The sequence below is a fragment of the Bifidobacterium sp. ESL0745 genome, from assembly GCF_029433335.1.
Classification (GTDB): domain Bacteria; phylum Actinomycetota; class Actinomycetes; order Actinomycetales; family Bifidobacteriaceae; genus Bifidobacterium.
The window spans coordinates 13,798-26,851 of record NZ_JAQTHX010000003.1 but is presented as its reverse complement, the minus strand read 5'-3'; the positions used below and the strand labels follow the sequence as shown (position 1 = coordinate 26,851).

At 56.6% G+C, this 13,054-nt stretch carries 11 protein-coding genes; 5 read left to right on the top strand and 6 right to left on the bottom strand.

Features of this window, described 5'->3' with window-relative positions; genetic code table 11:
* The first annotated feature begins 355 nt into the window (after positions 1–355).
* From rpmB to rsmD, 4 genes are all read left to right on the top strand, one after another.
* Positions 356–550 carry a 50S ribosomal protein L28 gene (gene rpmB / locus PT275_RS08205; RefSeq protein WP_277153906.1) on the top strand — a complete coding sequence of 65 codons (195 nt, stop codon included), beginning with the start codon at positions 356–358 and terminating at the stop codon, positions 548–550.
* A 287-nt stretch (positions 551–837) separates the two neighbouring features.
* The gene (locus tag PT275_RS08200) at positions 838–2,337 is read left to right on the top strand and encodes an MFS transporter (protein WP_277153905.1); all 1,500 of its coding nucleotides are present in this window, start codon (positions 838–840) and stop codon (positions 2,335–2,337) included.
* A gap of 157 nt (positions 2,338–2,494) precedes the next feature.
* A complete protein-coding gene (locus PT275_RS08195) occupies positions 2,495–5,752 on the top strand; it encodes a DEAD/DEAH box helicase (RefSeq protein WP_277153904.1) in 3,258 nt (1,085 codons plus the stop codon).
* Between the two features lie 109 nt (positions 5,753–5,861).
* On the top strand, positions 5,862–6,437 hold the full coding sequence (rsmD, locus tag PT275_RS08190; protein WP_277154033.1) for a 16S rRNA (guanine(966)-N(2))-methyltransferase RsmD: 576 nt from the start codon (positions 5,862–5,864) through the stop codon (positions 6,435–6,437).
* A gap of 370 nt (positions 6,438–6,807) precedes the next feature.
* Here rsmD and PT275_RS08185 read toward each other — a convergent pair whose 3' ends face one another.
* From PT275_RS08185 to rpsP, 4 genes are all read right to left on the bottom strand, one after another.
* A complete protein-coding gene (locus PT275_RS08185) occupies positions 6,808–7,911 on the bottom strand; it encodes a tRNA (guanine(37)-N(1))-methyltransferase (protein WP_277154032.1) in 1,104 nt (367 codons plus the stop codon).
* Positions 7,912–8,236: 325 nt separating this feature from the next.
* Positions 8,237–8,965, bottom strand: coding sequence for a ribosome maturation factor RimM (rimM, locus tag PT275_RS08180; protein WP_277154031.1), 729 nt, complete (start codon positions 8,963–8,965; stop codon positions 8,237–8,239).
* Positions 8,966–8,979: 14 nt separating this feature from the next.
* A complete protein-coding gene (locus tag PT275_RS08175; protein ID WP_277142488.1) occupies positions 8,980–9,213 on the bottom strand; it encodes an RNA-binding protein in 234 nt (77 codons plus the stop codon).
* Between the two features lie 2 nt (positions 9,214–9,215).
* Positions 9,216–9,713, bottom strand: coding sequence for a 30S ribosomal protein S16 (rpsP, locus tag PT275_RS08170; RefSeq protein WP_277153903.1), 498 nt, complete (start codon positions 9,711–9,713; stop codon positions 9,216–9,218).
* A 219-nt stretch (positions 9,714–9,932) separates the two neighbouring features.
* Here rpsP and PT275_RS08165 point away from each other — a divergent pair, with 219 nt between their 5' ends.
* Complete coding sequence (locus tag PT275_RS08165; RefSeq protein ID WP_277154030.1) at positions 9,933–10,868, top strand: 3-hydroxyacyl-CoA dehydrogenase family protein; 936 nt, start codon at positions 9,933–9,935, stop codon at positions 10,866–10,868.
* Between the two features lie 254 nt (positions 10,869–11,122).
* Here PT275_RS08165 and PT275_RS08160 read toward each other — a convergent pair whose 3' ends face one another.
* Together PT275_RS08160 and PT275_RS08155 are read right to left on the bottom strand one after the other, a co-directional pair.
* Positions 11,123–11,353: a DUF1778 domain-containing protein gene (locus PT275_RS08160; RefSeq protein WP_277153902.1), complete on the bottom strand. Its 231-nt coding sequence runs from the start codon at positions 11,351–11,353 to the stop codon at positions 11,123–11,125.
* 282 nt (positions 11,354–11,635) lie between these two features.
* Positions 11,636–12,790 (bottom strand): endonuclease/exonuclease/phosphatase family protein, encoded by a 1,155-nt coding sequence (locus PT275_RS08155; protein WP_277153901.1) that lies wholly within the window; start codon positions 12,788–12,790, stop codon positions 11,636–11,638.
* Between the last annotated feature and the right edge of the window lie 264 nt (positions 12,791–13,054).

Here is a 13,054-nt window from a genome sequence, read left to right as displayed (position 1 = left end):
GCTGGTGGCCACGCTTATCGGATTGCTTATGCTTTTTCTTGGACATGAGACCGGTATGGGGCCTGGCTTCCTCGGCTTTCCGTTCTGGCTGATCTGGCCGGTAGGCGGGGTGATCTGCGCCATTGTCGACGGCGTCTTTTATCTGGTCTACGTCAGCAATACACGCTCACATTGACCCATGGTTACCAAAAGAAAGATGGGAATACGTACAGTATCTTTTGGTAAGCATGGGGTAGTGTGAGCCGGGTTCTCGCACTTGGTCGGCCCCGGCTGTATACTTGATAAGTTGTATGTCGCTGTCGCAAGATGACGGCATCAAGACTTGCAAGTCAAAAAACAATATAGGGAGTCCATTATGGCAGCTCGTTGCGCAGTATGCGGCAAGGGACCGCACACCGGTTACAGCGTTTCGCATTCACATATCCGCAATAAGCGCACCTTCAACCCGAACCTCCAGTCGGTTCGCACGACTATCGACGGACAGAACGTTCGCGTTCGCGTGTGCGTCAAGTGCCTCAAGGCCGGCAAGGTTCAGCGCGTGGCCGCGTGAAAAGCGAATAGCGTTTCCAACCTCCGTACGTCATCCGACGTCGGAGGTTTTTTCATGCCCGGATATCCATTTCTGTGTACTCGGCCGGGCGATGTTGTCCAGCGAGGTGCTAATAATAAGGTCTCGCTTCGGAAAATGAGGGGTTCCCGTTTAAAAGTGGGCGCGTTCGGCGCCACCCTTGCACAATGGAAGCGCGCTTGAAGGCGCGATGTACGAATGTCCTGCGCGACCGTGAACGGCGATAAGACGCGGGAATGAAATGGAGAAAGAACAACATGGGCTCTGCCATGTCTAGGTCAATTGCGCCCGAAAATGGGATCGTCAAAGAGCAGTCAAAGCGTGAGGTGGAAGGCCCGACGTCACCGCACAAGCCGCTGAAAGCACGTATCGATGTAAAGCATCCGAATCTGACGATGCTGGGGCTTTATCTCGGGGCATTCCTCGGTATGCTGAGCGAGACGGCCATGAACATCGCGCTGCCGGATTTGATGGTCAGCTTCCACATCGGTTCCGGCACCGCGCAGTGGATGGTGGTGGGCTACATGCTCGTCATCGGCATCGTGCTGCCGTTCACCAGCCTGCTCCTGAAGTGGATTCCGTCGAGGCCGCTGCTGCTGTTCGCGCTGGCGATGTTCTTCGTGGGCTCCTTGATTTCCGGCTTCGCGCCCGGCACCTCATTCGGCGTGCTGCTTGCGGGCCGTATGATCCAAGGCATCTCGACCGGTTTGGTGCTGCCGATGATGTTCTCGGTCATTCTTGAGGTCTTCCCGCTTAACAAGATTGGCTCAGCTATGGGCATGGCCGGCCTTGTGGTGATGTTCGCCCCGGCCATCGGCCCGACCCTCGCCGGCGCGCTGATCGGTGCGTTCTCGTGGCGCGCGATTTTCTTTTTCTTCGCCGCCATCGCCCTGGTTGCGCTCGTGTGCGCCTCGATCTGGATGGTCAACGCCTACAAGCTCACCAAACCGAGCATTGACGTGCTTTCCTGCATCACTTCGATCGTCGGTTTCGGCGGCTTTGTGCTTGGCGTGAGCCTTATCAGCGACTTTGGTTTTTCGCTGCCGGTTGTGGTGATTTTGCTGGTCGGCATCGCGGCCATCGCCACCTACAGCTACCGTCAGCTGCACATGGACAACCCCATCATCGATCTGCATGCGCTGGGAATCCGCCAGTTCACCGTCGGTGCGCTCATTGTAATGATGAACTTTGGTATTACGCTTGCGACCATGTACCTGATGCCGCAGGAGCTGCAGAACGGCCTCGGCGTGAAGGTCGCGTTGACCGGCCTGGTGATGTTGCCCGGCGGCGTCGCCAACGCCGTGGTCTCTATGTTCGCCGGCCGTCTTTACGACATCGTCGGCGCGAAATGGCTTGTGCGTGGCGGATTGGTGCTCTCCATGATCGGCGTCGTCCTGCTGATGCTGGCAGGCCCGTCGACAACCGTGGGCTACATCATCTGCGCGCACGTCATTCTGATGATCGGCATCCCTATGGCCATGAGCCCGGCTCAGTCCTCGGCGCTTGCTTCCTTGCCGCAGCACCTTTCCACCGATGGTTCGACCATTCTCAACACCATGCAGCAGGTCGTCGGCGCGGTCATCACCGCCGTCGCCACGATTCTGCTCGGCGCCGGCCAGGCTGCCTCACACTCCGGCGGCAAGGCGATGGCCTTCGTCACCGGCTCGCGCTGGGGCTTCACTTTCGCCTTGGTGCTCGCCATCGTTGCGTTCGTCATCTCCTTCGGTCTTTCCAAGCAGACTTCGACGGACGACGCCTCCAAGCGCTGATGAGTTGAGTTAGGCGCTTCCCGGGTGTTTCACCGGGAGAGTCCCGCACAAGTCGGTAGATAGGTTTTTGAGATTGGCTTAATATGGCCATTCCTGAAATCGTATTTGCCGACTTGTGTGGGATTTCTCGTTCGCCGGCCCTCAATAGAATAGGAATATGAGCAATACCATCACCCTTACCACCCCGATTTCCGCGCTGATCGCCAACAAACGGCGGGTCAGCGCGTTGAAGGGGCTTGGCATGGTGAGTGTCGGCGACGCCCTGACCTACTACCCGTTCCGTGTCACCGAGCCCGTGCCGTTGCGGGCGATCCGCGAGGCGAAGGCCGGCATGCCTATGGCGTTTGCGGCGGTGGTGCGCTTTGCAAGGGTGATTCCGATGGGTGGCAGACGCGGGTTTCGGCTGGAGGCCGTCGTTGACGATGGTGCGTTCGCCGCAAGCCGCCAGATCGCCGGATCTAGCTGCCGACTCGTCTTTTTCTCGCATAAAAAGCAATATATGGACTGGATGAGCGGCCGCCTGCATTCGGGTGCAGACGTGGTGCTTGCCGGCACGCCGACGGAGTTCAACGGCCAGCTGCAGTTTACCCATCCTGAGGTGCTCACGGTGATGCCGCAGGGCGCAAACGTTTTCGCCGATCCGGCAACAGCGCCGGGTTCCGCAAGTGCCGGCGAACTTTCTTTCGATACCATTTCCAACCGGGCCAATGCACAGCCGGAACCACATGGTAGCGTATTTTCTGATGCTGGTGTTCCCGCTTCGCATTCCCAACCGACTCAAGCTGTCAATGTGAGCGCTCGACGTCAAAATCCTGCCACTGCTACCTCGATGATGCTGAATCAAACTCGAGTAGCTACACCGCAAAATCGCAACATATATGTACAAACGCAGGCCGCCAATGCCCTCGAATTCGACGCATCGACCGCCTACGAGGCGCTGCAGCATGTCTGTCGCCCTCGCCCTGTTTACCATGCCACTTCGCGCATCTCCACCGAGCACATCCACGAATCCATCGTCGCGATGCTTGATGCGCTGCGTACAAGCGGGGAAGCGGCGCTGAGGAAGAGCGCCAATGACGGTAACGGCTTGCCTGTTGAATCATCACAGAAGAATAATGATGAAATCAGCTCATCAGAAAGGATGAGCCGCGCAGATAACGGGTCGGTCGCTGAAGATAGCGGATTATCGGAAAGTGATGATGAGAATAGTAATAGCGGCAATAACGGCGATATCGTCACCGATGCCGCTGATTCCGATACCGCCGACAATACCGCCGACAACAAGGCAAAGGTACTGGCTTTGCGTGCCGCGATTGACGATGTCTTGCCTCGGGAAGTGATTGAATCCAAGCAACTCATGCATCGGGCGGACGCGTTTGCCGCCATCCATGACCCGCAATCAACCAAGGCGTTTTATGCTGCGTTAGCGACGTTGCGCTATGAAGAGGCGTTCGTCTCGCAGATTTCCGTGCTGCAGGAACGCGAGAACGCGCGTAAGGCCGAGACGTTCGAATGCAAGAATTCCGGCTTGCGAGACGGATTTGTTACTTCGCTGCCGTTTACGCTGACCAAAGGCCAGCAGAACGTCATCGACACCATCTGTGAGGACATGGGCCGAAGCTATCCGATGCAGCGGTTGCTGCAGGGCGAAGTGGGTTCCGGCAAGACGGTGGTGGCGCTTGCGGCCATGCTGCAGGCCGTGGGTTCCGGCAATCAGGCCGTTTTGGTGGCACCTACCCAGGTCTTGGCCGAACAGCATTTCGAGACCATCAGCGGGATGGTGGCCAAGATCGTTGGCGGCGATGCTGCAAATGCCAGCCCAATCAAGGCATCGGCGGCCGGTGGTCCCGTTGCCGAGGCAGGAGAAGCATCGGCGGCCGGCGGTCAGAATCCCAAAGCCGGCAAAACCGACAGTGGCGCTTTGCCGACAGGCGGATTTGCGCGGGCAAACGACAATGAGGATAGTGCGGTGCCTGATTTGTTGGAAGATGCCGCCGATGAGGCGAACGGCCATGCGGGAAACATAGTGACAGGTCATCAGGTCGATTCGGCGAGTGCCAAGGCTTATAAGGCTTCCAAGGTTTCCAAGACCGGTGGTGCAAATGCCAAGGTTTCCGGAATCGGTAAGACCGGGAAATTCGTGAGTCGGCTGGCCATTCCGGTCACGCTGTTGACCGGCGGGATGAAACTGGCGGCCCGACGCAAGGCGCTCGCGACCGCGGCCAGTGGCGAGCCGGGCATCATCATCGCAACCCACGCTGCTTTCTCCAAAATGTTCCAAGCGCCGAACCTCGCACTGGTGGTCATCGACGAGCAACATCGCTTTGGCGTCGAGCAACGCGAGATTCTGCGCTCAAAAGGCGAAAAAACGCCGCATCTGCTGGTGATGACCGCGACCCCGATCCCGCGCACCGCCGCGATGACATGGTTCGGCGACCTCGATATTTCATGGCTCACCGAGCTGCCCGGCGGGCGTAAGCCAATCCGCACGTTCATCGTGCCCGAGGCCGACGGCAACATGATGGCGCAGATGTTCGTCCACATTCGCCGGCGTATCGACGCGGGGGAGCGGGCGTACGTGGTCTGCCCGAGGATTGACGCCGACGAGGCCGATGCCGAAGCGTTGACCGGGGTCGGTGGTGTAACGGCCGCAGAAGCCTCGGTAGGCGCGAGTTCCGGTCGTCACAGCCGAAGGAAGTCTTCGATGTCGGACGGTGGTAGCGACGATATCGAAAGCGGATTCGTGGAGGTCGACGATTACGGCGATGAGAATGGCGACGGTACCCCTCCCGAGCCCAAGCCGCCGCTGCATGCCGTCGACGAGATAGCACAACGGCTTTCATCTCTGCCGCAGTTCGCCGGCATCAAGTTCGCGACGTTGACCGGCCGCGATGACGACGAGACCAAGCGGCAGGTGATGGCTGATTTCGAATCCGGCAAGACGCCGATCCTGGTGGCGACCACCGTCATCGAAGTCGGTGTGGATGTACCGAAGGCAAGTTGTATTACTATTTTCGACGCCGATCGTTACGGCCTATCCCAGCTGCACCAGCTGCGTGGCCGCGTAGGCCGTGGTGGCACCGATTCCTGGGCGTTCCTCGTTTCGCGTGCCGAGCCTGGCAGTATCGCCGAGCAGCGCCTGAAGGTCATCGAAGGCTCGCTTGACGGTGCCGAAATCGCGCAGGCCGATCTCGAACTGCGTGGAGCCGGCGACGTTCTAGGCGACGCCCAGTCCGGTGGCAAGTCCGGGTTGAAGCTGCTCCGTGTGGTCAAGGATGCCAAGATTATTGCCGATGCCCGCGAGCAGGCCGAAGCGCTGCTCAAACGCGACCCGACGCTGTCCGACCAGCCACAACTCGCCGGTGCCGTCCTCGATTTCACTCGTGGCGGTGAGTCCGAGATTTTGAGCAACTGATTCATCAAGGAGAAGAACGGTCTTGGCGTCGGCTGCCTGTTATCATCTGACGGACTGATGGAGCTTTCGACGGGTTTATCGGTTTCGACCAGACGCTACGATGGCGAATATGCGTGTGATTGCGGGACGATTCAAGGGGTTCGAGCTGGCGAAGGCCAAGCCGGGCACCCGGCCGACGACAGATCGGACGAAAGAGGCCATTTTCTCCAAGCTTGAGGCATGGGGGGTGCTGGATGGCGCTCGCGTGCTTGATTTGTTCGCCGGAACGGGAGCTTTGGGCATCGAGGCGCTTTCACGTGGCGCCGACGAGCTGGTCGCCGTGGAATCGGCAGGGCCGGCAGCCGCGTTGATCGACAAGGAGCTCAACAACCTCAAGCGCAATCGTGCGTGGAATTCCCGCGCGATGAAGGCCCGTGTGATGCGCAAACGTGCCGAGCGCATTGCTCCCGGCTACGATGGCCCCGCTTTCGACGTGATTTTCGCCGATCCGCCCTACGCACTCACTACAGAGGAATGCAACCAGCTCATCGCCGACTTGGTCGCCTCCTCGGCCGCAGACGAGCAGACGGTAATAATTTTCGAGCGTTCAACGCGTTCCGACCCGCTCACCATACCTGAAAGCTGGCAGATCTCCGACCAGCGCCACTACGGCGAAACTGAAGTCTACTACATAGACCACATCTAAATGGCCACTGGTAAGAAGTTCGCTGCAGGTTTACCTACTACTGATTTAATAGGCGTATAGCATAGCTAGCTATGAATGTTATTTATAAATAACATTGTGGGGTCAATAAGGGGGTTATGTTATTTATAAATAACATTTTCTTGGCGGCTATGTTGAAAATCATTCTTTTTGGTTATCAAGAAACGTAGAGGGTTAGTTTGCATAAGGGCAAAGCATTAGTTGTTTGCCTTGCTGTGGGTGTCGGCGCGGAAGAAATCGATAGGCTGCGAAGCCTATGCGTCCGATTGTACAGATGATGTTGGCGGAGAAGCTCTATTCGATGACGAAGCCTATGCGTCCGGTTGCACGAATGGTATTGGTGAAGTCCAGTCTACGCATCCAGCTTGCGAGGGTGGGGGCCGGAGACTTCCCAGCCCAACGACATCAGAGTTTTGCGGTCGGCCTTGTCGAGGGACTTGCAGTCGAGCTGCTCGATGAGGTCGGGGCGGAGCCGGTCGGTGTGGGAGATGGCCTCGTCGCGGCGGAAGCGGTTGACCTTGTCGTGGTCGCCGCTGGTCAGCACGTCGGGTACGCCCATGCCGCGCCAGACCGCAGGTTTTGTATACTGGTAGTGCTCCAGAAGCGCGTTCTGGCCGGTGTAGGATTCCTCCACGATGGAGTCGGGGTTGCCCATGAATCCGGGCATCAGGCGCGTGATGGCTTCGAGCATCACCGAGACGGCCACTTCGCCGCCGTTCAGGACATAGTCGCCGATTGAGTATTCGCGCACGTCAACGCCCTGCGCACGGTAATAGCGGGGAATACGTGCGTCGTAGCCCTCGTAACGGCCGCAGCCGAAGAGAAGGTGGTCGGCGTGCGAAAGCTCGGTTGCGTCGCGCTGGGTAAACAACGGTGCCGAAGGATTCGGGAAAATCAAAACCGGTTTCGCGGTGGCTTGATTGGTCGCTGCGGAAGTAGTCGGTTCATCTTCTGAACCGTTCTGTAGGGCGTTGAAAGTGTCATTGGAGACTTGGAAAGTTGTTGTGCCTTCTGAGGCATTTATTGCAGTTGTTTTGTGTCTATTCGAATCCAGCACATCGGATGAATGGCGTTCGATTTCGGAGGACGATTGAGAATCGTTGATAATGCCGATGCCGGCGTTTGGAATCGTAGTCGTCGGCGATTTCGTGGTAGCCTCATCGTCGTCGCCGGTGCCTGTGCGGGTTGACACCGTATTTTTTTCGTCATCACGGATTTCGACGGGTTTCATACCCAGCAGATCATCGAGGCATTCGGCCCAAACTTCAGGTTTCATCACCATGCCGGCACCTCCGCCGACCGGCGTATCGTCGACGGAATGGTGCACGTCGTGGGTCCAATCGCGTAGATCGTGCGTTTTCACGTCGAGCAATCCATGTTCGATGGCACGCCCGAAGAGGCCGACGTTAAGGGCTTCAAAATACTCGGGAAATACGGACACGATATCGATCTTCATGCCTTCAACCATATCGTGACCCCACCCGACAGTACGTTCTGGAGAAAACCATGAATATGAGGGTTTGGGGATTGTGTTCCAAGATGTATATCGTTCAGCAACATGCAAATGTTGGAATAGTGATGCTCTTGGCGCGCCAAGAGCTCTAAAAATGAAAGATTGAAACCCAATTCTTCGATTTTTGAGGTTCTTGGCGCGCCAAGTGGGTCAAAAATCGAAGAATTGTGTCTCATTTTTATGATTTTGGGGTTCTTGGTGCACCAAGAACCCCAAAATACGATGATTGTCGCAATGATGTTGGAATATCGTCGATGAGAATGAACGATTAGAGCCCAGGGATCAAACCAACCGGCGGATCCAGTGTCAGATAATGTTCGTCAAGATCGATATCCGGTACCAGTTCATCGACGAACGGAACTAGCGTCGTTTTGATGATTTTATCGGTATCGTTTTTGGACGCTTTGTCACTGGGAATCTTGGGACCGTTAGGTTTGCCAGTGTTCTCAGAATCGTTGGAAGCGTCACTGTTTTTGTCGGTTTCGGCAGCAGGGGCGGCAACAAAGTTGCCGTCTTTTTGCTCGATGACCGGCGTGGCCAGGCGAATCTTCAGCAGTGATTGCGCGGGGCCGTCGATGACGTCCACGACCTTGCCGACGACCTGGCCGGCTTTTACGGTATCGATTCCGTTAGAGGGATTCTGCGCAACACGCACCTCGAGCCCGATGAGGTCCTTGGGGTACCAGGCGTCCTCTTCGGCCATTTTCTCGAGGTCGTCAGCCTCAACGTAAAGTTCCGTGCCGTTCAGCGCTTCGGAAGCGTCGCGATTGTCGACACCTTTGAAATGCAGGATCCAACGGTCTTTGAACGTGCGAGAACGGGCAATCGTATAAGTGCGTTCGCCGTCTTTGGTATACAGAACCGAGCCGGGGGCGAATCGCAGTTCCGGTTCGTCGGTGAATGTGCGGACGGTCACTTCGCCCTTGAGTCCCTGCGCACGCCCGATACGACAGACCCTCAACAGTTCACGCTGCTGAGGGTCTGCCTGCTGCGAAATGGTTTCGTCGCGATTCACTTGCGAACATCCATGATGTCGACGCGCACCTTGTGGTCGGACAATGCCTGCACCACGGTACGGATCGCATTGGCGGTGCGGCCGGAGCGGCCGATCACACGCCCGATGTCTTCAGGGTTCACACGCACCCGCAACAGTTCGCCGCGGGCGTTTTCGTGGGACTTCACGGACACATCATCGGGAAAGTCGACGATATTGGAAATGAGGTGTTCCACAGCTTGCGCGAGCATGATTACTCAGCCTTCTCGGTTTCAGTGGTTTCAGCAGCTTCGGCCTTGGCCTCTTCGGCACCGGCTTCTGCGGCCTTCGCCTCATCGGCCTTGGCGGCTTCCGCGGCCTTCTCGGCCTCGGCCTTCGCCTTGGCTTCGGACTGCTTGGCCTTGCGCTTCTGGGCGTCGGCCTCAGCGGCTTCGACGCGGGCAGCAGCATCCGGGGCGGCTTCTGCAGTCTTCAGCGTGCCCTCGGCACCCGGCAGCCCCTTGAACTTCTGCCAGTCGCCGGTGATCTTCAAAAGATTCAATACCGGGTCGCTCGGCTGTGCGCCGACGCCAAGCCAGTACTGAGCACGATCGGAATCGATCTTGATCATCGAAGGCTGTTGGTTCGGATCGTACAGGCCGATCTCCTCGATCGACTTGCCGTCGCGCTTCTTGCGCTCATCCATGACGACAATGCGGTAGAAGGCATAGAACTTCTTGCCCATGCGCTTCAGACGAATCTTGGTAGCCATTGTGGCTCTCCTTGTAGGTATCATTGCGGTTTCGGGCTCGTATGTGGGGCATACTTGCTTGAATCCGCGTTGTCCCTCACGGCCTGCGGGATTGAGAGGGCCCCGCACCCGTGAATAACTTTTCAACTATATCGCGCCCGCTGGATAGATTCTGCTTTAGGTCTATCCTTGAAAGTGAATCTGCGCCATGAAGCGCTTTAAGGAGGTATACATATGAAGATGACGGATATCAAGAAAATCGGCAATCTCGGTGCGGGCACAATGGGGCATGCCACCGCGTTGCAGTTCGCGATGAACGGTTACGATGTGACCGTGGTCGACACGGCTCAGCCGGCATTGGACCGAGGCCGCAAGCTCATCGAGCGAGACCTCGACACGTTCATCAAGTCCGGAATGGTGAAGGCCACCGAGAGGGACGCGGTACTTGGCCGCATCGCCATGACCACCGACTATGAGGCGCTTGCCGACGTCGATTTCATCATCGAATCGGTGCTTGAAAATCTTGAGGTCAAACACGACGTGTGGAAGAAGGTCGAAGGCATCGTTTCCGACCAGACGATCCTTGCCACGAACACTTCCGGTCTGAGCCCGTCGGAGATTGCGTCCGGCTTGCAGCGTCCCGGCCGTTTCGTTGTCGCCCATTTCTGGAACCCGGCCCAGCTTATGCCGTTGGTCGAGGTGGTGCCCGGTGAAAAGACCGATCAGGAAACCGTCGATGTCACGGTTGAGCTGATGAACCACGTGGGCAAACACGCGGTTCCGCTCAAGACGGAATCGCTTGGATTTGTCGGCAACCGCATTCAGCTGGCGGTCATCCGTGAATGCCTCAACATCGTCGAGCGCGGCATCGCCACCCCGGAGGCCGTCGATGACATCGTCAAATACAGCCTCGGCCGTCGGTGGGCCATTCTCGGCCCGATCGTCAGCGCCGACCTCGGTGGGCTTGATGTCTTCGATAATATTTCCAAGTACCTCTACGACGATCTGGCCAACGAAACCGGTGAAGACACCGCGCTCAAAGCCAAGGTCGACGCTGGCGAACTGGGAGCGAAGAGCGGCAAGGGCTTCTACGACTGGCAAGGCGTTGAGGCCGCCGAGACCATCCAATCGCGTGATGACCAGTTGCTCGAGGCATTGGGTCGCGACGGCGATTGATCGATCGGTTGATTGATCGGTTGGTCGCTTGGCTAATCAACCAATCCACCAACTAATTAATTAACCAACCAACCAATGGCCATTTGGTTGGCGACTGCGGCAGTGTGGCTGCGGAAATACGAAAGCGGGTAGGCAGATCAAGTATCTGCATACCCGCTTTATTACTTAAAGTTGCTATACCCGGATATGTGCCGGGTGTTTACGATTCTATAAATGCCGACCTGCACTTAAGGCTACTGGCCGGCCGATTCCAATCAGACGTTCGCCGGAGCCTCGAAGGTGGCGAGGATCTTATCGAACTCCTCGTTGACCTCCTGAAGCGTCACTTCTTGTTCCACGCCTTCGCTTGCGGCCTCGAGCAGCTTGTCCGCCGCCCAATCCTTGACGGGTCTCTCCTCAAGCGCTGCAGCCCGCTTCATCAGGGTGAGCTGGTCTTTGCTAACGGAGATATTGAATTGAATGTCTGCATTTTGTGTGTCGTTCATAATATGTCCTTCTTTGCATTCGACATTGAATTCGTACTTTTAGTATCGGTTCAAGTCGTCTACATAGCAACCAAAAAGACAGCATATGGACACTCTTGTTAAAAGTCAATAGACAGATATATTGTGTCTAATTCTATTCATTTCGGTGGAGCTCTGAAAGCAGTTGTGAAAGGCGTAAATGCCTCATATTGCTTGGTTTGTACGAAGGTATGGTCTAGCTGAAAGGAAGTATTGTTCCTTAAACGACACTTTGGTTTTTATCTCAGAGCAAACTGGTTTGAATTACCGGTTGCAAAGCTCGGCAAGCAGGGCGAGGTGATCGCTGCCGGTGATGGTGAGGGTGTGCACGTTTGAGGCCACGAGGCCGGAAGTCGCGAGAATATGGTCGAGCTCAAGGCGGGGCCAGGGGAGCCATTGCGGGAAGCTGGCGGCGACACCATGGGAGACATTGAGGCCGGCATCCTGCAAACCGGCGTTGAGCAACCTGCGAAAGCTCGGGTGGTCGAGATTGGAGTTGAGGTCGCCCATGACGATGGTTTCACACGGGGATACGTCTGCAGATGAGACGTTGGATGAATCATTCTGAGCGGCGTTGTCATTGGTGCCGCCGCTGATCTGTGTCACGGTATCCCCTTGTGAGATGTCGCTTCCAGGAACCGTGCTCGTGCCGTCTTGTTTGGCGGTTCCTGATTTGGTCGTCGAAGAAATGTCCGGATTATCGGAAACGCCTCGGCCGAGCGTTGCCAAATTGACGATGCCTCGTGACCAATCCTGGCAGCCACGCATCGGGGACTTGGGATGTGCGCTGTAAACGGCCACCCCATTAATTCGGCAATGTGGCACGTCGGCTGCCGCGATATTAACGGTGCTTTCGGCCTGCGCATCGGGCTTGGTACGTGAAAAAATGCCGTTGAATCCGCCGTTATCGCTTTTGTGCGATCTACCGAGCTGGCAGTAGGGAAGCAGCGCCTTGAGACCGACTCTGTCAAGGGCGGTGACCAGGTCTTGGGTAAGTTCCTGCAGCGCCAAGATGGATACGTCATTGCTACGTACAGCGTCTACGATGCCCTGCGGGTCGGCAAGGCCGTAACGACAATTCAGCGTCATTACGGTATACAAATCATCATTATTTTGGATTTTCCGGTCCTGTGATGATTGTTTTGGCCGGTCTCGCTTGGCGGAACCATTATGCCTCTTCCTATACCAAGGCGAAACGAATACGAGCATGGCCACAATCAATAGTGCGGCCAAAGTGGCCACAATCCAATGGCGGAAGATAAGCGCGATGGCCAAGATAACCGCTGACGGAATCCAGAGAAAACGGACGAATGCAATGAGATAGGGCAATGTGCCGTGTCCGTCAGCTCCTGCCGGAAGGAAACGCAGCGCCCACCACAGAGTGATGAGGCCCAACAATATGAGAAGAATGGTGCTCATAAGATCTGGGCCTTTCTGGTTTCATGAACGGATTTGGTTGCTTCGGTGTCTTGAACCACTCGCGTGATTCGTATAGCGACTTGGTTCAGAGGCACAGACCTGATTTTCCTGCCTCTATCCCAACTGCAACTGCACGTAAACGGTGGACTAGAGACAGAAAGTGTGGCAACTACCTTATGCCACCAGAATTGTTGCCGGTTGTGACGATTTGGTTGGGTCGTCCGCCTCCCGGTCATTCACGATACTGTCGCAAAACGGGTTGTT